Raw genomic sequence first — 18,755 nt, forward strand, 5'->3', positions numbered from 1 at the left:
TTGTTTTATAGTATAACTGCCTTCAGGCTCAGATCCAGGCTCACCGCGTGGTGTATAATAGCGCCTACAGAAATATAATCCACCCCTGTTTTCGCATATGCTTCCAGGTTAGCCAGTGTAATGCCACCGGAAGCTTCTGTTTCTATACGACCATTGATCAACGCCATTGCAGTAACAATATCGGCAGGAGCAAAGTTGTCTAACATGATCCTGTTTACATGCCCTACTGCGAGTACTTCTCTTACATCGTTCAGGTTGCGCGTTTCCACTTCTATTTTCAGTGGCAACTGCTGCGCTTCCAGATAGGCCACTGTTTCAGTGACTGCATTGGTGATCCCTCCGGCAAAATCAATATGATTGTCTTTCAACATCACCATATCATATAACCCCATACGGTGATTCACGCCACCGCCTATACGAACAGCTTCCTTTTCCAGCATTCTGAAATTAGGAGTGGTTTTGCGGGTATCAAGTATCCGGGTATGATACCCTTTTATTTTTTCTACGTACTGGTGGGTGAGGGTAGCAATACCGCTCATACGCTGCATACAGTTAAGTACCAGTCTTTCTCCCATCAGCAAGGTATGTACGGTTGCTTCCACTTCAAAAGCTACCTCACCTGCCTTCATCACATCACCATCCTTTTTATAGGGGGTAAACACCGTAAACTGATCGAGCCATTGAAAAATGGCAGCAGCCACTTCCATACCTGCCAGGATACCATCTTCCTTTATTTTAAGCACGGCCTTCCCTTTTGCCGTAGGAGGAATGCAAGCCATAGTGGAATGATCTCCGCTACCGATATCTTCTGCCAATGCGCTACTGATAAACGCGTTCAACGCTGCTGTTGCTAACATAACTAAAGGGTATTTTTAATTGCTTCACGGTCTTTATCCGGTTTGCTGCTTCGGGTGCGGCCGCTAAATTTTATCAAAAATAAAAAGTGCCCCGCAATAAATTGCGGGGCACCTACGGGTTTTCCAATTATTTTATGTTGAGATCGTTTATTTATTCTCGAACCGGAGCTCATTTAACACCATAGACCCCCCTTTCTTCTGGAGAAAGAATGATACCCTGTACGGGCCATTAGCAGTACCCATATTGCCAATACCAAAGCGGGAATTATCACCACCCTGGTGTATCAGTTCAAATGATTTAACGGGGTTTTTGGAAAAAAAATCCTTTAAAATAATTTCCGCCTGGGCTTTACTGTAGGAATTAGATTTTCCTGAAATATTAATTTCTACATTATTGTCGAAGTAACGGGATAAACCGTTTACGTCACCCTGTTTAATAGCACTCACCACATCTTCAAAAGGCCCGGCAACTAATATAATGGTGGTTTTCGCCGATAGCGCAAATGCTGTATAAGTACCTCCCAACAACATAATCCCCAGCACCATCAAAAGCTTCTTCATTGTCAGTTATTTTATTAAAAATGTGATTCTTAGAACTCAAATTAAAAGCCAAAACTATGCCAAAGCTACTGCAAATCAATAAAATCACATTATCGTGGTAGCTATGAATTTCTAATTTATTAACTTTATTTAATATTTATTTTTTAAAGTATAAATTAATATAGACCCATGCCCTTGTCTGCCAGCATCCGTTATTAATTTTACGTTTCGCTTTATTTTTGTAAAATATTTAAACCCTTTATAAGTACTTTCACCCTTTCGAGTGAATTTATATTAAACTATTATAACCAGATAGGATATGGAAAAGAAAAGAGCCATTCTCGTAATTATGGACGGATGGGGCGAAGGTAAAGTTCCTACAGCCGATGCCATTGCACACGCAAAAACACCTTTTGTAAGCAGTTTATATAAGCAATACCCTAACAGCCGCCTAGTTACCTGCGGGGAAGCAGTGGGATTGCCAGACGGGCAAATGGGCAACTCTGAAGTAGGCCACCTTAATATTGGCGCTGGTAGAATCGTATACCAGGAGCTGCAAAGAATCAATGTAGCCATCCGGGAAGGCGAATTAGCCCAAAACCCGGTATTACTGGATACCCTGGCTCATGCTAAAAATAATAATAAAGCGTTGCATCTGATTGGCCTGGTGAGCGATGGCGGCGTACACTCACATATTGAACACCTGAAAGCATTAACCACTATTGCCCAGGCACATGGCCTGGAAAAAGTATTTATCCATGCCTTCACAGATGGCAGGGATACAGATCCTAAAAGCGGCCTGGGATTCCTGGAAAACCTTTCCGCCCACCTGAAAAAAACTACCGGTAAAATTGCTACCATCACCGGCCGTTACTACGCCATGGACCGCGACAAACGCTGGGAACGCGTGAAATTGGCCTATGATGCCCTGGTTAATGGCAAAGGCACGCCTACCCAAGACTTCCTCACCGCCATAAAAGCATCTTACGCCGAAGGAGTTACCGACGAATTTATTAAACCCATCATTGTAACAGATGCACAGCAACAGCCACTGACAACCATCCAGGACGATGACGCCATACTCTGCTTTAACTTCCGTACAGACAGATGCCGCGAAATTACCCAGGTACTTACCCAGGAAGCATTCCCGGATTTTGAGATGAAACCGCTGCCCCTGTACTATACCACCATGACCGAATATGACCGTACCTATAAAAACGTACATGTCATCTTCGAAAATGATAATCTCAATATGACATTGGGAGAGGTATTGGAAAAAGACGGTTATTCCCAGATCAGGATCGCGGAAACAGAGAAATACCCACACGTTTCTTTCTTCTTTTCCGGCGGACGTGAAAAAGAATTTAACGGAGAACGCAGACTCATGGCGGCTTCCCCTAAAGTAGCCACTTACGACCTGCAACCGGAAATGAGCGCCAACGAGTTAGCTGATATTATTGTACCTGAATTGGAAAACAAGGCAGCCGACTTTATTGCCCTCAATTTTGCCAACGCCGACATGGTGGGCCATACCGGTGTGTTTGAAGCAGTTGTAAAAGCCGTGGAAACAGTAGACCATTGCGTAGAACGCGTGGTAACTGCCGCACTAGCCAGCGATTATACCGTATTCCTGACAGCAGACCATGGCAATGCCGATTACATGGTAAATCCCGACGGCACACCTAACACCGCTCACTCCCTAAACCTGGTACCTTTCTTTATCATCAATAAAGATTTCAGTGGCCCGGTAAAAGATGGTAAACTCGGCGATATTGCCCCAACCATCCTGCACTTTATGGGATTAGACATTCCAAAAGAAATGACCGGTAACGTACTGGTTAACTGAATAAATACCCGCCAATAGCCATTGGCTAACAAATATTAATGAGCGAAGAGGATGACAATTGTATTTGTCATTCTCTTCGCTCTCCTTTTTGCTGGCAATACCCCAAAAATCTTTCCGGCACCTGTAACATTTAGTTATTGGCTGCCGTTTTACTTATCAATCCCATAAAACACATCAGTCCAATAAACTGATTTACATATTTTTAGTGCTCTCGACAGATTTGCTCATGCATCGATGCGCCGTTTTTACGGCGCATTTTTTATGACCCACATTTAAGTATTAATTTTACAACATGAAAAAGTACAGGCAAGTAACTGTGTTGTTTACCATAATTGGCTTAATGGCCTGTAACCTGGCAAATAAACCATCAATACCATTGGGGCAAGACAAATTTATACGGCTGCCCGATTATTTCGGCCAGGAGGGTACACGTATCCGCCAGAGTAACGTCACTTTGTTTAAATCGGTGACCCTGAACGGGCAACAGGATACCAGCACCATTACAGGCGCAGACAGCACCGCTATAAACAATCTGCTTAAACCCTTTGCAGACGTGGATCTTAACAACCCATCCCTAAGGGAAGAATACGATACCTCCAGTTTGTATGATCCGTTTTCCGGTAAAAAATCTATTATCTATCAGTCGAAAGGTAAACAAACCAATCCTTCGGCCATTACTATGGAACTGGATCAACAGGGCCAGATCCAACAAATAAACATACACTCATATACCAGCAACCTGATATATGAATTCCGTCAGGACCTGTTCTATCAACGAAACAAACAGGTTCGGATCACTACCTATCAAAAAATAGCTTTCCTAACGCCGAAAGAGCTGGAAGTGAACGCAACGATAGCGCCCAAAACAGGAATGTAAAACATGACAGCAGCAGCATTTCAAAAGATATCACATACCATACCGTCTGATGCCGGTATTTATAAATACTACGACGAAGCTGGCACATTGCTTTACGTAGGTAAGGCTAAAAGTTTGCGGAAAAGGGTTAGCTCCTATTTTGTAAAAAATCATGACAACTACAAAACCCGCAAACTGGTAGAACATATACACCATATAGAGTTCACCATTGTAGATTCCGAACAGGATGCTTTCCTGCTCGAAAACTCACTGATCAAACAGTTCAGGCCCAAGTACAACATTAGCCTGAAAGATGATAAAACCTATCCTTATATCGTTATCAAACACGAATCTTTTCCCCGTGTATTCTTCACCCGCAATGTCATTAAAGACGGGTCAGACTACCTGGGGCCATTCACTTCTGTAGGCCGGGTCCGCGAAATCTTGGATGTAATCAAGTATAATATACCATTACGTACCTGCAACCTAAACCTAACAGAAGAAAATATACGCAAAGGCAAATTCAAAGTATGCCTGGAATACCACTTAGGCAACTGCAAAGGCCCCTGTGAAGGCCTGCAAACACAGGAAGATTACCGGGAAGGATTACAACAGGTAAAAAATGTGTTGAAAGGTAACCTAACGCCAGTGGTAAACCTATTTAAAGAGCAGATGCAGGAACATGTTGCAAAAATGGAATTTGAAAAGGCTGAGATCATGCGTAAGAAAATTGAAAGCCTGGAAACCTATTCCGCAAAATCTACGATTGTAAATACCCGTATGGGCAATGTAGATGTATTTTCCATTATCAGCGAGGGCAATCATGCCTACGTAAACTATCTGCGGATACTAAATGGTACTATAGCAGATACCAAAACGGTAACGCTGGAAAAACAATTGGAAGAAAGTGATGAAGAAGTACTGGCATACGCCATTGCTTACCTGCGCGAGGCATTTAAAAGCATTACCAATGAAATAGTGGTTCCCCTTCCGTTGGAATACCCGGAAAGTAATGTCACAGTTACCGTTCCCAAAGGGGGAGATAAAAAGAAGCTGCTCGATTTATCAGAAAAGAACGTTAACTACTTCAAGGAAGAGTTATACCGCAAGAAGATACTGCACCTGGAAGGCAAATCAGACATGGAAAAGAAACAGGTACTGTACCAACTGCAGGCCGATCTGGAACTACCGGTATTGCCAGAACACATCGAATGCTTCGATAACTCCAACTTCCAGGGTAGTTACCCCGTAGCAGCCTGCGTGGTATTTAAAGATGGTACAGCTTCCAAGAAAGATTACCGTCATTTCAACATTAAAACAGTAGAAGGCATCAACGATTTCGCTTCCATGAAAGAAATCGTATACCGGCGATACAGCCGTTTACTAGCAGAACAACAGCCTTTGCCGCAACTAGTGATTATAGATGGGGGCAAAGGGCAGCTGGGCGCCGCTATGGAAAGCATCCGCGCGCTAGACCTCATCGGTAGCATGACCGTAGTTGGCCTAGCCAAAAACGAAGAGGAAATATTCTTCCCAGGCGATTCCGAAAGTATTAAACTGCCTTACCACAGCGAAAGCCTGAAACTGATACGCCGGGTCCGCGATGAAGTACACCGCTTCGGTATCACTTTCCACCGCCAGAAACGCAGTAAAGGCACTTTTAAAAACGAGTTGGAAAGCATCAAAGGTATTGGGCAGAATACTGCCACCCAACTACTTAAAACATTCCGTTCGGTAGCTAAAATAAAACTGCTGTCACAGGAAGATCTTACCAAAGAAGTAGGCGCAGCCAAGGCCAAACTGATCTGGGCACATTTTCATAACGATACCGCCACCCAATAAATGAGGCTACCAAACCATAAGGGTACTGCTCATTCCGTGTGCCGGCAATTCGTTACCAGCCAGCGCCTTTTCCACCTGTAGCAGATGACGTTGTATATGTGCTACCAGAAAACCAAATGTATCTCCTACAGATAAGCGGACTAGGCTAAACAAGGAAGTAGGCACTTTGTAATCCTGGATATTAGCGGCATATGCACGGCGTAGCAATTTTTCCATCCTTTCCTGTTGCAATAGGAATTCAGCTAATACATCTGCTACCGCTGGCTGTGTAGAGGGCAGGTGCTTCCAGGGCGATTTCATCCGGAAACGGAGCTGCCCTTGATTACCGGGTAACATTAACCGGGTAAAATAGGCGCCCAGAAAACTGCTGCTAAACTCAGCGTAGGGGCGGCTGCCGGCATTTTCTGCCGCAGAAATGGTTTTCTCCAATGCCGGCAAATAATACCTCCCATAGGTATTCAGATGCTCCAGACACTGTATGGCGCTCCAGGTTCCGGTACCAGGCGACCATTGCCACTCGGAGGTTGTTTTTTCATTTATATATTTTGTTGTTTGATCCCGGACAACAGACATCTGTTCCAACAAATGACGTAATAATTTATTAGTGCTCACGAAAGGTAGGGGCATTGCTATCAGTATTAATTAATATTTAGAACAAAGCTAGTAGAAGTGCGAACAGAAAATCTTCGTACAGATCAATAGTTTATCGTTTTATCATACTCAGTAGTTTACTGAAAGTAGCTGGGCGATGCCCAGGTAGAGATTGGAGACAATAATAACGGTAGCATGCAGAAGTTAGAGCAACATATCCATAGTATAAAAAGAAAGCAGCGGATGACCGGTGGGTCATCCGCTGCTTTCTTTTTATACTATGGTATTTTATGCTTAAATACTAGTACTCCCAGAGATCCTGCTCTTTATTAAAGATGCGGTCTTTGATTGCCTGGCCTTCGAGGAGGCGCATCACACCGTCTTTAATATAATCCTTGATCTCACGGTTGTAGGTATTGTTTTCCTTCACAATATAGCTGCCGAAAAAGCGCATTTCAAACAGATCTTCCCAACTGATTGTAGACGCATCGTTATTTTGGTTATACACATCGTGTTTAGCCAGGATAGCGCGGCAATCAGGATAATATACCCAGAACAAAGGAATAGAAGCACGGATGCTACCATCTTCGTTAATACGGGATACCATTGGAGCGATACCGAGTATGCGTACTTTCAGGGCGGAAGCTTCTTTATCGATCACCCATACTTCTTTAATCTTGTACTGTTTAATGGTACGTGGATCAAAGTCGTCGCGGGTGGTCACCATTTTCTCTTCGCCGGTTACAGGATCTATACTGCGTACTGTTCTTTCCTCACCGCTGAGTTTATTCTGGATTTCGGCAAAGGGCATTACAGTAGTGAAACGATCATCGATAGGGCTAAACGCTTCTACCTCTTTATTCTTGATTGCATCCAGCAGAATATTAATAAACAGCTGATTGGTACCATTCTCATCTTCCACGTTATATTGGAAGGGGAGGTTCATTTTTTCCCTGATATCGATTACCTGCCATACGCGTTTTTCCCAAAACCTATCATCTTCGCGGATGTAGTCGTAGTCGATCGGCGTACGATCTCTTGCGAGGTTCCTTTCCACCACACCGTCTACACGCAAAGATTTGCGTGGGGTATCTACCAAAGGGGCAGTGGCTTGAGGAGCAGGGGGAGGCGTAACAGCGTTCCCGGTAGCCGGGTTTACTACCGATGCATCATCTGCAGGGGGAGTAGCTGTAGTGCCTGTTCTGCGGCGCGTAGTGCCTCCGCGGCGTTGCGCCTCGGCAGCCGTTGCCAGCATTACCAGCAATAAAGTGCACCAACCAATTCTGTTAAATATTACTGCTCGCATAATTCAGTAATTAATGACCGTTAGTTTAATTTAAATATAGTACTCGGCATAGAACGAACCACGTTATCCGGACCTTTCACTTTCACGTTTTCGAAGTATACTTCATCACCTGGACGCAGAGAACGGATAGAAGCAGCTACGCTGCCTGGGAAATAAGCGGAGGTTGCATCACCTTCCTGGTATTCTTTACCTTTGGAAGAGATACCAACACGGTAACCGATCACTTCATATTTTACGCCTTCAAATTCGAAATCTTCCAGATCTGCACGTAAACCACCCTGTACTTTAAAGTCGGCTGCTTTCATGCTACCGCCTTTGTTAACACCTACTTTCAGCACTGGATCAGGAACACGTTTTACGCGGAATTCCTTCTGGCCAAGTGATTTGGTTTTACCATCGATGTTAGCTACTACATTGATAACAGCTTTACCTGGCTGGCTTACAGTAACGATATATTCACCTGAACCATGTTTGGTGATATTTCCACCAGTAATGGAAGCAGACACTTGTTCAGCAGGTACGCCGGCAGCAGAGATAGAGATAGGGTTCTGCAGGCCGATATACAGCACGTTCATTTTATCTGCGGAGATGGAGGTGGTTGAAGCACCTACATTATAACTTTCTGTAAAGGGATAAGATTCAGGAGCGCCACCAGTTGGGCTAGGTAAAGTAATAGTACCGGAAATGGTTTTTTCACCGATGCCAGAAGCAGGAATATTGATTGTACCCAGACCGTCATGCGCTTCTATTGTTTGACCATTTACCACGATAGTAGGATTCACAGAAGTGCTGTAAGCACCTACTGCGATATTAGCCGTTAAGGTCTGTCCTTCCATCAGGTTCTTGGAATTCAGGGAAACGAATGGTCTTATTTTATCGAATTTGAATTTAGTCGCTTCAATACGGCCAAACAGGTAATCGATAACTGCAGCTTCTGAGTTTTTGATATCGTTTTGGAATTTACCCAAGATGGTTACCGCCGCAATAGTAGGCACCATGTTGAAATGATAAGTAGTCCAGGTTTTTTGTGCCCCGCTACCGTGAGCGTCTCCGCCCTTACCGATTTCAATTTTCAGTGGTAAAGTTTTCTCAATCTGTACTTTTGTTTTAGGATCATCCACGAAAGAGAGCAACTGGGTACGCAGCTCCTGGAGCTTGGCTTCCAGTTCAGGACCCTTTTTGTTATTCTCCATCACGCGAGAAGGTGCGTCGAGATCGGATTTAGATTTGATTTCGCCATTTTCGTCTGTACCACCACTTTCTGTGATGATAGTAGACTTTAACGATTCAATATAATCGTACATACTGGCAGACAACTTCTTCACCTGGTCTGCCTTTGCCTTAAAAGGAGCTACTTCGGCAGCCTTTTCCTTCATTTGTTCATCAAACTGACCGTAGATAAAGTTATTTTTCTCTGTCAGTGATTTGTTGGAATTGGAGATAGAGTTGTTTACGATATTAAATGCGTTCAATATTTCAGCAGAGACGTTCAACGCCAGCATGGCCGTCAAGACCAGGTACATGATGTTGATCATCTTCTGCCTAGGATCTTTAGGTAGTGCCATAGTTTGTTTTCAGATTTAATTAATATGTGTTAATTCCAGCAACTATTAGCAGTATCCTATTTTCCACCATGCATAGCGCTCAGCATGTTACCATAAATAGCATTCAGGTTGCTGAGGTTTTTAGCGAGCAAAGTGATTTGTTCTTGTGTTTTCTTAGCGTCTTCAATGCTACCACTCATAGCAGTAGAAGCATTCTGCAGATTGCTGTAGAATTTATTCATTGCTTTCAGGTGGTTATTAGTATCCTGGAGTTCCAGTTCGTAGATAGCATTGAGAGAAGCCAAGTTCTTGGTCATACCCTGCATCTGTACGTGAAAATCCTTAGTTGATTCTGATGCGCTGTTGAAGGAAGAAACGGCAGCAGCGGCAGTAGTGTAAGCACTAGCTACATTACCGATAGCGCTGGCAGCTTCTCTTGTTTTTTGTGTATAATCTCCGGTGGCTGCTACTACATCGCTGATATCTCTCATTTTATCAACAGTGGTACCCAGTTTCTGGAAGTTTTCGCTCAAACGTTGCAAATTAGCAGGAGTAATGTCTGCTTCCTGGAGCATTTTATCCAGACCAGCTACTGCAGGACTGCTTGCTACTACTACTGGTGCTCCACCTTCTGCATGAGATGCACCAGAATCCGGAACGAAAGCATATACAAAGAAGATGAGCGCTTCTGTGCTCAGACCTAAAATCAAAGCGATATCCGCTCCATGCCAGTGTTGCAGTTTAAATAATGCACCGATAATTACCACGGAAGCAGCAACACATACGAAAAAGTTCAGCCATTTAGCTTTGTTAGGATTCATAGCCATAGGTTAAAATTTACTGGTTAAAGTGTTAGTTAAAGTCTGTATGGAATAGTTAATTCTCACTGATTTGCCAATAATAGTGTACATAATACAAAGGTTTTCTTTGATAGTTATAAATACAGGCTATTACTCATTTTGTTTTACTATTTGTGTTTTGCTCTTCTGCTCAGGGCAATGGTACATCTGAAACCTACGTAAGATTTTGCACTGTCCTGATATTCATATGTTCTGGTTCCTGTTTGCAGGAAATGTCCTATATCTTTCCATGATCCGCCTCTGATAGCCTTACGTTTCATTTTCAACGGGGCATCATCTGGTACATCCATTCTTAAATATGGGTTCATGTCGGAAGTGAAGGAATAAGCATTTTCATAGTAGATATCCGCAGTCCATTCGGCTACGTTACCAGCCATGCAATACAGGCCGTAATCGTTTGGCCAGTAAGCATCTGCACGCACGGTATAGAAACCACCGTCTTCCGGATAGTTACCACGGCCGGGCTTGAAGTTAGCCAGCAAACATCCTTTCTTGTTACGGATATAGTAACCTCCCCAAGGATAAGGAGTTTGTTCCCTACCACCGCGCGCAGCATATTCCCATTGTGCTTCGGAAGGCAGCTGGAATTTATCTTCCGTAAACAGCTTCTTGCTGGCACGGTAGTCTTCCCAGAACTTACTTCTCCATTCGCAGAAAGCAGTAGCCTGGTGCCAGTTTACTCCTACTACCGGATAATTATCAAACGCCGGATGCCAGAAGTACATACGTGTCATCGGCTCGTTATAGGCGTATGAGAAATCCCTGATCCAACAGAGTGTATCAGGATAAATAGGAACGTCTTTCTTCACAATGAAGGTAGAGCGAGGCTTGCCGTAATTCTCACGCAGCTTAGCCTTGTCCCAGTTAAAAGTTTCCTGATGGTACACCAGTTTGCCCACGTCAATATCCTTACGGCCATATAACCGGTCTGCTTCAGAATATACCAGGGCGTCGAGCTTCTCTACAGTCGCTTTATCCTTATAGTTAATCTTCTGCTTCCAGTCAATGATATCATGCCCGTCGTCGGATTTAACATGTCCCAGTAAAATGTGCGCAATAGAGTCTTGCACCCACTGTACAAACTGACGATACTCATTGTTCGTAATTTCCGTAGCATCCATGTAGAAGCCGGAAATGGAAATGGATTTGTTACGCGCCGTGAATGCATAGTTTACATCCTCGTCGCTCGGACCCATGTGAAAAGTTCCAGGTGGTACGTATACCATCCCATAAGGTACAGGGGGAGTGTACTTCGGTCTAGGGCTTACGCCAATTAATTGCCCTTGTGCATTTTTAGGGGTTTTACTACCGCCACAGCTGGCCAGCAGGGAAACCAGCAAAATTGCCAACAGACCTTTTACATAGTTAAGCTTCATAAGGGTAGCTTTCATCAGAATATGTTTTTCTATTAACCAGCCTGGTGTGATTTGCCTGTATACAAGGGAACACAATTATCATAATTCACCCGCTTTGTTTATATGAAAGATAGCAAATGTAATAATTAATTTTAATCCGTAGTGACTTTTTATCCAACTTTTTCAATTCGCCCTATCGTCGCTCTGTATCTAGTTTAAACGCACTTTTTAACGTTTTATTATATAAACGCAATAACATTTATTAAATGTTAGGCCCCCCTTATCAGGGGCAAGTTACATAATTATTATATTAAATTAATTATTTCTTGTATATAAAAGACAGGCTTAATACAATGATAATCTTTGCATAAGTACACCAAAGTCTCATTTTCTTTAGCTCTATCTGTTAACAGAGGAATGCCAGGAATATTTTTTTCTGAGCCGGTTAAAATCCTGAAAGGAATAAACCAATTACCCGCTTCATTCATTCTGGCTTTAAAATTTTCACCTACTATCGCTAATTCCGGGGTACCTTTTACAAACTGTAACAACTGGCTGGCCCACACGCCAAATGAAGTAGGGTAGCGTACCGCTGTTTGTGCAATACTGGAAACGGCATTCACACACCTGTTTGCCCAATCTTTACGATCAAAAACAACAGAGAGATACCAAAGGTTCTGCATCATCACCGCATTTCCGCTAGGTATAGCCCCGTCATAAATTTCCTTTTTCCGTACAATCACATCTTCCTGTCCCTCAATCGTATAGTAAAAGAACAACTGGTGCTCATCACTGAAATAACCCGTCACAAACGTAGCTATATCGCGCGCTTTGTACAACCAGCCGATATCTCCGGTAATTTCCTGTAAGGCAATCATTGCCCGGATCAAGTACGCATAATCATCCAAGAAAGCCGGGTACTTCGACTGACCGTTCTTCCAGGTATGATAAAATGCTCCTTCTTCCCCCTGAGGGAAATGCGACAAGCAAAACTCCATGTTTTGTATCGCTAACTGCCGGTACCCTTCATCTCCCAAGGCAGCATAGGCCCGGCAACAGGCATGCACCATCAAAGCATTCCATCCCAACAAAATCTTATCATCGAGTGCAGGCCGCACCCGGTTGGCTCTCACAGCCAGTAATTTTTCACGGCAACCTTTCAGCATAGCGCCCAATATAGCAGGATCATATCCCTTTTCTGCCGCAAATTGCTGCAAAGGTTGTTGCACCCAAAGTATATTTTGTTCTTCCCAGTTTCCTTCTTCGCTTACATCGTAATATTCACAGAAAATTTTGGCCTGTTCTCCTAAGATATGATGAATCTCCGCTTTGCTCCAGGTATAGAATTTACCTTCCACACCTTCGGAATCAGCATCCAGCGCGGCATAGAAACCTCCTCCAGGGGCAGTCATTTCACGGGTAATAAAAGATAAGGTGTCCCTGATTGTTTGCACGTATATATCGTTGCGGGTGAGTTGGTAGGCATCACAAAGCACATCTATCAACAAAGCATTGTCGTACAGCATCTTCTCAAAATGAGGAGCCAGCCATCTCTCATCGGTGGAATACCTGGCAAAACCGCCACCTAACTGATCATACAACCCTCCCTGTAACATTTTGTCGAGCGACAATAAGGCCTGCTGCAAAGCTTCCGGATGCCGGTAGGCATGATGGTAACGCAGCAGCCAGCCAATAGTAAAGGTTTGAGGAAATTTAGGCGCTCTGCCAAAGCCTCCCCAAAGGGTGTCCGCCTGTTTAAGAATATTTTCACAGATAGTGTCGCACTGCACTTTGGTAAACAGTTCTTCGAAAGGAACATCTACCTTCAGCCCCGACTGTAACCCAAATTGCCCTGACTGGTGGATATGTTGCACCAGGTTGTCTGCCTGGGTTTCGATATCCTCCCGCTTTTGCTTAAACGCATCTGCCAACGACAACAGCACATCTGTCCATGAAGGACGGTTGTGCGCCTTCACCGGAGGAAAATAGGTACCGCCATAAAACGGTTTCTTATCCGGGGTGAGAAACATATTGAGCGGCCATCCGCCAGCGCCGGTCATAGCCTGCAGGGCATCCATATAAATATGGTCCAGGTCTGGTCTTTCTTCCCGGTCTATTTTAATATTAATGAAATGCTCATTCATGATGGCTGCCGTAGCCTCATTTTCAAAACTCTCCCTTTCCATTACATGACACCAATGGCAAGCCGCATAACCAATGCTCACTAATATAGGCTTGTCTTCCTGTAAAGCGCGCTGCAAGGCCTCATCTCCCCATGGATACCAATTCACAGGATTATGCGCATGCTGCAACAAATACGGACTCGTTTCACTGATAAGCTTGTTCATGGGTTTCCATTAGGCAATAAATAATGATGGATATAATTCCGTTACAAAGAAATTTTATTTTTTCAGGATTATGAAGAAATTTTTTGTGGGATAAAAGTGTGAGAAAGCGTTTAGCAACCGGTTGCTAATCATTGCCAGGAGTATGTAGCATGAAAGCGTGAAGGTTATCCACCAACTGCCAGCACTTCCTTACGGCCATAAAAAAGCAGGGCCACCTTAGGTGAACCCTGCTCAATACTATTTTGCAGTGTGTGCTGCTTACTTCTTTGTTAATGTAGTAAGGTACTGTTCCAGTGCCGCCACCATAGAAGGCGCCTGTGGAAGTGGAGCTTTTACATCCAGCCTCAATCCTGCTTCTTCTACCGCTGCAGAGGTGGTAGGTCCGAATGCACCAATATGCGTACCGTTCTGTTCAAATTCAGGCATGTTCTCAAACAACGATTTCACACCAGAAGGGCTAAAAAACACGATCATATCGTAGTTAGTAGCCGCCAATACTTCCTTCACATCAGTAGATACTGTTTTGTAAAGCGTAGCAGTGGCGTATTCGCACTTGTTTGCTTTCAACCATTCCTCAATATCCTTTTTCTGGCTATCGGAACTGGGGAACAAAAATTTCTCATTGTCCCGGTGCTTGTTCATTACTTCCAGTAAGCCTTTTGTAGAACCGTCGGCCCCATAAAATACTTTCCGCTTACGATAAAGAATGAACTTTTGCAGATATAATGCAACTGCTTCTGTAATACAAAAGTATTTGCAATCCTGCGACACCTTAATCTTCATTTCTTCACAAATCCGGAAAAAGTGATCCACGGCATTGCGGCTGGTAAAGATCACCGCCGTAAAACTGAGGATGTCGATCTTCTGCTTCCTGAACTCCTTCGCTGGCAAACCTTCCACCCGAATGAATGGGAAAAAATCCAATTTTACATTGAACTTTTTGGCCAGATCAAAGTAGGGTGACTTTTCTGTTTCAGGCTTAGGTTGAGAAATTAGGATTGACTGAATTTGTTTACCTTGCAAATCTTTTTTTGGCCCGCCTTTTATCATACGTTTTTTGCTCTTGTGTTAACAATAGGCGATAATCAGGGATTACCAGTTAACCAGATATTCTGCAGCACCTTGGTTAATATTAAAACGGGTGCTACTTCGAATGCGCAAAGGTAAAGAAAAAAATGCAATTTACTGAAAGATAGGTATTGTTTAACCAGTGAATAAGATCTAATGTACCTGTATATAACGAGTAACGCAATAAAAAACAGCGATATATATAGGAAAGTACGGGCAATTTCAGGCTTACAGAAGGCAATAATTACTACAAAAGGCACCAGCAACACCCCCAATACCTTATTGATCAGGTACAAAATGAAAACATAAGCATCCGCCAGCTCTGAATTGCCAAACAGCCATCCGCAAAACCGTAACATCGTATATTTAAAGCTATATGCTACCGCCACCAATACCACCAGGCCGGGAATCAACAACCAGGGCTCTGCCTGCGGAAATACCTGCTGCCGGTACAACACCAGATAAAGGTACACCCCCAGCGCTATCGCAAAGAAAACGTTCAGCAACATATTAGGGAAAGGCGATTGAGATAACTGGTCCTTCAGCTGTCGCTGGCTAAGGGTGGGATTAAAGAAAGCCCTGAACAAGTCTGAAAAATATTTACGGTAAGATAAACGGATAATACTCAGCAACAATACTACCCCCGCCACCAGGTATATCAGCCAATCCATGTTCCGGAAGGGCCTGGCAGGATTAATGTCTACAAAGCGGGGCCGGCCCGGCTTCAAAAACATATTCTCCTGCAACAACTTTTTCATGTAAAGGTCGTAGTCTGTTACTGGTTTTATTTTAGGCATTGCTGCCACAGCCAGGCTGTCTGCCTTATGCCGGGAAGTATCTGCTGCCAGGTTGCCTGAATCTTTTCTGGCAGGTATGGCAGGTTGGATAAAGCCCACGCGGGTACTGTCGCGTTTGAAAGCAGCATGGGCAGTATCGCGTTTTACCCAAGCTCCCCGGGTACTATCCCTCCTTACAAAAGCGGTATGATTGGAATCCCTTTTCACAGGCGCAGTATGCATCTTTGGCCGGGTAGTATCGCCAGCAGTATGCACCACAGCCGGCTTGTGTATAGCAGGCACTTTCACCGCGGAGGAATCTGTTGTTTGAGCCAGGATAGGCAGATAACCTAAAGTAAATAACAGCAATAACCAGTTTCGCACCAGGAAAATATTTTTGCAATGACTTTTAAAATCGGTTCTTCAAATAATAACGTTTACTTCCCACAATAGAGGAATTAGCAGCAATTAACACCGTCCTGTTCACAAAACAAAACTGCAACGTAATTTTGATGTTGCAAAGATATTAAAATAGTCCATAGTTGACCGGTAAAACGGGCAATGGCAAACGACTCAGAAAAACGCGATGTCCGGAATTTACTTACATATTCCTTTTTGTAAACAGGCTTGCTATTACTGCAATTTCCACTTTTCTACTTCCCGCTCCCAACAGGGCGCCATGGTAGCAAGTATTTTGCAGGAGATCAGCCTTCAAAAAGATTATCTGGCCCAACAGCCCATACACACCATTTATTTTGGCGGTGGCACACCCAGCTTGCTGGAAGACACAGAACTACAATCCCTGCTGGCACACCTGCGAGCCACTTTTCAGGTGGCCGCCGATGCAGAAATCACGCTGGAAGCTAATCCGGATGACCTTAACCCGGAAAAACTGGCAATGTTGCAGGCAGCCGGCGTTAACCGTTTAAGCATCGGCGTACAGTCTTTCTTTGAAGCAGACCTTATCTGGATGAACCGGGCGCATAATAGTGCACAAGCACTGGCCTGCATACAACAGGCACAGGCAGCTGGATTCCGGAACATTACCATTGATCTTATTTATGGCGGCCCCACCCTCACAAACGAAGGCTGGGAACATAATGTAAAACAGGCGATAGCGCTGGGCATTCCTCATTTATCCTGCTACGCCCTCACTGTGGAACCAGGCACTGCCCTGGACCACTTCATCCGGAAAAAGCAAATGGCACCTACCGATCCTGATAAGGCTGCCCGGCATTTCGAGCTGCTGGTAAGCTGGGCGGAAGCAGCTGGCTATGAGCATTACGAGATTTCTAACTTCGCGCTTCCCGGATGGCATTCCAAACACAACAGCAGCTATTGGCAAGGCAAATCCTACCTGGGCCTGGGACCTTCGGCCCACTCCTTCAATGGCCTGTCGCGGCAATGGAACGTAGCCAATAACGCCCAGTATATCAAAAGTATCGCTGCCGGTAAAGTGCCATTTGAGATAGAATCACTTACCGTTGATATGCAGTTCAATGAATATGTGATGACGTCTTTGCGTACAGCTGCCGGCACTAACCTGGAATGGGTGGCAGAAAGGTTTGGCACCTCCTTCGCCATACACCTCATTGCGCACAGCCAGCCCTTTATCGCAATTGGAAGGATGGAACGGCTAGGGGAAACATTAAGGCTTACCAAAGCAGGGAAGCTATTTGCAGACGGGATTGCCGGCGACCTGTTTATTTAAAACCGAAAGCGGGCAGCGCAACATAAAGTGAAGGGGCTTGGAATGATGCGAATAACATTTTGCGCCATCAGGGAACCGAATGAAAAAGGCCGCATCAAATTTTTGATACGGCCTTTTCTCAATGATTATATCTTACCTTACCAACCAAGGATATACGCAAACATCAACGGCGCTACGATGGTAGCATCTGATTCTACGATAAACTTAGGCGTATGGATATCTAATTTACCCCAGGTGATCTTTTCGTTAGGAACGGCGCCAGAGTAGGAACCATAGGAAGTAGTAGAGTCTGAAATCTGGCAGAAATAGCCCCAGAAAGGCACATCTGTCCATTCCAGATCCTGGTACATCATAGGCACTACGCAAATCGGGAAATCGCCGGCAATACCGCCACCAATCTGGAAGAATCCTACTCCTTTACCAGCAGAATTGTTCCGGTACCAGTCAGACAGGAAGATCATGTATTCGATACCGCTCTTCATGGTAGACGTTTTCAGGTCGCCTTTGATGCAGTAAGAAGCGAAGATATTACCCATAGTGCTATCTTCCCAACCTGGAACAATGATAGGAATATTTTTCTCCGCAGCGGCCAACATCCAGCTATTTTTGGGATCAATTTCGTAATGTTCCTGCATTACGCCGCTCAGGAGCAGTTTATACATATATTCATGTGGGAAATAGCGCTCACCGCTTTCTTCCGCATCTTTCCATATTTTATAAATATGTTTCTGGATACGGCGGAAAGCTTCTTCTTCCGGAATACAGGTATCGGTAACGCGGTTAAAACCTTGTTCCAACAGATCCCACTCTTCCTGAGGACTCAGATCACGATAGTTAGGCACTCTCTTATAGTGTGTATGTGCTACCAGGTTCATGATATCTTCTTCCAGGTTGGCGCCGGTACAGGAGATGATATCCACTTTACCCTGACGGATCATTTCCGCGAAAGAAATGCCCAATTCAGCCGTACTCATCGCACCGGCCAATGTCACCATCATTTTACCGCCTTCCAGCAAGTGTGTTTCATATCCTTTGGCAGCATCCACCAATGCAGCAGCATTAAAGTGGCGGTAATGGTGCAGGATAAATTGAGAAACGGGTCCCTTGTTCATGTCGTTTAATCATTTATACATTAACAGTCTGGCTTATAAAGCCTTAACAGGTGGCAAAGTTAAGATAATTTTCTGTGGGGGCACGTAGCGGTGGATAAAACAAAAGGCCCATAGCAGATGCTATGAGCCTTGTATTTTTAACA

15 protein-coding genes are annotated in these 18,755 nt (G+C 44.1%); 4 read left to right on the forward strand and 11 right to left on the reverse strand.

The features are described from left to right. Positions 1–5: 5 nt before the first annotated feature. Together nadC and ACDQ55_RS02405 are read right to left on the reverse strand one after the other, a co-directional pair. The gene (nadC, locus tag ACDQ55_RS02400) at positions 6–857 is read right to left on the reverse strand and encodes a carboxylating nicotinate-nucleotide diphosphorylase (protein ID WP_420979451.1); all 852 of its coding nucleotides are present in this window, start codon (positions 855–857) and stop codon (positions 6–8) included. A gap of 147 nt (positions 858–1,004) precedes the next feature. Then, complete coding sequence (locus tag ACDQ55_RS02405) at positions 1,005–1,418, reverse strand: DUF4783 domain-containing protein (protein ID WP_420979452.1); 414 nt, start codon at positions 1,416–1,418, stop codon at positions 1,005–1,007. Positions 1,419–1,716: 298 nt separating this feature from the next. Here ACDQ55_RS02405 and gpmI point away from each other — a divergent pair, with 298 nt between their 5' ends. The 3 genes from gpmI to uvrC all read left to right on the forward strand — a co-directional run bounded on the left by gpmI (position 1,717) and on the right by uvrC (position 5,941). Further along, a complete protein-coding gene (gene gpmI / locus ACDQ55_RS02410) occupies positions 1,717–3,243 on the forward strand; it encodes a 2,3-bisphosphoglycerate-independent phosphoglycerate mutase (RefSeq protein WP_420979453.1) in 1,527 nt (508 codons plus the stop codon). 292 nt (positions 3,244–3,535) lie between these two features. Continuing rightward, positions 3,536–4,120, forward strand: a complete 585-nt coding sequence (locus tag ACDQ55_RS02415) for a hypothetical protein (RefSeq protein WP_420979454.1) — start codon at positions 3,536–3,538, stop codon at positions 4,118–4,120. A 3-nt stretch (positions 4,121–4,123) separates the two neighbouring features. Then, positions 4,124–5,941: an excinuclease ABC subunit UvrC gene (gene uvrC / locus ACDQ55_RS02420; protein WP_420979455.1), complete on the forward strand. Its 1,818-nt coding sequence runs from the start codon at positions 4,124–4,126 to the stop codon at positions 5,939–5,941. Positions 5,942–5,947: 6 nt separating this feature from the next. Here uvrC and ACDQ55_RS02425 read toward each other — a convergent pair whose 3' ends face one another. The 8 genes from ACDQ55_RS02425 to ACDQ55_RS02460 form a co-directional block, all read right to left on the reverse strand. Next, the gene (locus tag ACDQ55_RS02425; protein ID WP_420979456.1) at positions 5,948–6,568 is read right to left on the reverse strand and encodes a DinB family protein; all 621 of its coding nucleotides are present in this window, start codon (positions 6,566–6,568) and stop codon (positions 5,948–5,950) included. Between the two features lie 265 nt (positions 6,569–6,833). Beyond that, a complete protein-coding gene (gene gldN / locus ACDQ55_RS02430; RefSeq protein WP_420979457.1) occupies positions 6,834–7,838 on the reverse strand; it encodes a gliding motility protein GldN in 1,005 nt (334 codons plus the stop codon). Between the two features lie 20 nt (positions 7,839–7,858). Then, positions 7,859–9,403 carry a gliding motility protein GldM gene (gldM, locus tag ACDQ55_RS02435; protein WP_420979459.1) on the reverse strand — a complete coding sequence of 515 codons (1,545 nt, stop codon included), beginning with the start codon at positions 9,401–9,403 and terminating at the stop codon, positions 7,859–7,861. 56 nt (positions 9,404–9,459) lie between these two features. Further along, the gene (gldL, locus tag ACDQ55_RS02440) at positions 9,460–10,203 is read right to left on the reverse strand and encodes a gliding motility protein GldL (protein ID WP_420979461.1); all 744 of its coding nucleotides are present in this window, start codon (positions 10,201–10,203) and stop codon (positions 9,460–9,462) included. Positions 10,204–10,349: 146 nt separating this feature from the next. After that, positions 10,350–11,633 (reverse strand): SUMF1/EgtB/PvdO family nonheme iron enzyme, encoded by a 1,284-nt coding sequence (locus ACDQ55_RS02445; protein ID WP_420979463.1) that lies wholly within the window; start codon positions 11,631–11,633, stop codon positions 10,350–10,352. 269 nt (positions 11,634–11,902) lie between these two features. After that, positions 11,903–13,945, reverse strand: coding sequence for a thioredoxin domain-containing protein (locus tag ACDQ55_RS02450; protein ID WP_420979464.1), 2,043 nt, complete (start codon positions 13,943–13,945; stop codon positions 11,903–11,905). A 258-nt stretch (positions 13,946–14,203) separates the two neighbouring features. Next, a complete protein-coding gene (locus ACDQ55_RS02455) occupies positions 14,204–14,869 on the reverse strand; it encodes a uroporphyrinogen-III synthase (RefSeq protein WP_420979465.1) in 666 nt (221 codons plus the stop codon). A 161-nt stretch (positions 14,870–15,030) separates the two neighbouring features. Next, positions 15,031–16,173, reverse strand: coding sequence for a DUF4271 domain-containing protein (locus ACDQ55_RS02460; RefSeq protein WP_420979467.1), 1,143 nt, complete (start codon positions 16,171–16,173; stop codon positions 15,031–15,033). A gap of 202 nt (positions 16,174–16,375) precedes the next feature. Between ACDQ55_RS02460 and hemW the strand changes: the two genes are divergently transcribed. After that, positions 16,376–17,500: a radical SAM family heme chaperone HemW gene (hemW, locus tag ACDQ55_RS02465; protein WP_420979469.1), complete on the forward strand. Its 1,125-nt coding sequence runs from the start codon at positions 16,376–16,378 to the stop codon at positions 17,498–17,500. Positions 17,501–17,637: 137 nt separating this feature from the next. On the opposite strand, the gene ACDQ55_RS02470 is transcribed toward hemW, so the two are convergent. Beyond that, positions 17,638–18,612, reverse strand: a complete 975-nt coding sequence (locus ACDQ55_RS02470) for a deoxyhypusine synthase family protein (protein ID WP_420979471.1) — start codon at positions 18,610–18,612, stop codon at positions 17,638–17,640. Positions 18,613–18,755: the final 143 nt, after the last annotated feature.

Source organism: Chitinophaga sp. 30R24, assembly GCF_049056765.1.
Lineage (GTDB): Bacteria > Bacteroidota > Bacteroidia > Chitinophagales > Chitinophagaceae > Chitinophaga.